Here is a 1,146-nt window from a genome sequence, read left to right as displayed (position 1 = left end):
TTTAAAAACTCGCTTGCGGATCATCAATCAATGTTCGTAATTTATCAATCGCTGCTTGCCAGTGCTTTTTTAGTAGTTTGAGTTGTTTATCTTTATATGCGCGTAATCCAATAAATTGATTAGATAACACATTCCGGTTTTTAATTGAGTTCGCCTGATATCGTCGATGCTTTCCTGACGATTTTACCGCTAAACCAAGTAAAAATAATAAGTATTGTGCAACCAACGCCACGAGAAGTAATACTTTTAATCGTGGCGAATTCCGAGTGCCGCAATTATTCATTTTTAGCCCTGTTTTTAAGTCTCGAAAACTCTCTTCAATTTGCATTCGAGTGGCGTATATCTTCACTACCTTTTTTGATAATTGACGTGTTTTATTCAGCGATGTAGCCAGTAACCAGGGTTCTGTTTCTCGTTCTGCACAGGCTCTTGATTTTTTACTTCTTCTGGCACTCTCTCCTGTGGCTGTTTTATCTTTTCGACCCTTAGATTTGCGCCATACAACGACCATTCTTGATTCAAAAGACTGTTGCATGCCTTGTTGATATTGTCCTAAATCTTTAGGTCGCAAGGTGCCTAATTGATAAAGTGACTTGACCGGAAGCCACGCAGTATCTGATTTTTTCTTGCAAAATGTGCGATTTCTTACCCGGCCTACATAGTCCCAACCAAGTGATTCAATCAGAGTAAACCACGGGATCCTAAAACCCGCATCGGTGACGATAATAGGTCTACACTCTTTCGGTAACATCGCCTTTAATTTTTGCATAAATAACCGGTGTATTGTCGGTTTTTCCTTCAGGCTCAAGGGGTGAATTTCCTCATAAAGCGTTAATGACCGTCCCTGTGCGGCAATCGATGCGCGAATGAGAAAATGCTGTTTGCGCGCATCCATATCTGACCAATCTACATGAATGATAGGTTGCCGATGTTGACCTACAATAACAGCACACATTTTACTATAAACCAGCGGGATTTCTTGTTGTAAATTGACATTACTACATAGTCGGTCAACACGTTTAATCCGATGTTTTTCATGGGCAGCATTATCAATATTCCGGCCAAGTCCGGTAACAGAAAGTACTCCGCCATTAATGGTGCTTTCAATGGCGGCAAACAAACTTAGTCGACGAACTTTGTGCATAG

The 1,146-nt window shown here is 40.7% G+C and carries 1 protein-coding gene; it reads right to left on the bottom strand.

All coding sequences use genetic code 11. From position 1 onward, the window contains the following. Position 1: 1 nt before the first annotated feature. Positions 2-1,144: an IS4 family transposase gene (locus VT06_RS16765; RefSeq protein WP_046555476.1), complete on the bottom strand. Its 1,143-nt coding sequence runs from the start codon at positions 1,142-1,144 to the stop codon at positions 2-4. Positions 1,145-1,146: the final 2 nt, after the last annotated feature.

It is taken from the genome of Arsukibacterium sp. MJ3, from assembly GCF_000987765.1.
Taxonomy (GTDB): Bacteria; Pseudomonadota; Gammaproteobacteria; order Enterobacterales; family Alteromonadaceae; genus Alishewanella.
This window is presented reverse-complemented; position numbering and strand designations above follow the sequence as displayed.

Excerpts from the sequence above, each read along its gene's own strand:
- VT06_RS16765 (WP_046555476.1), bottom strand. The coding sequence starts at position 1,144 with ATGCACAAAGTTCGTCGACTAAGTTTGTTTGCCGCCATTGAAAGCACC.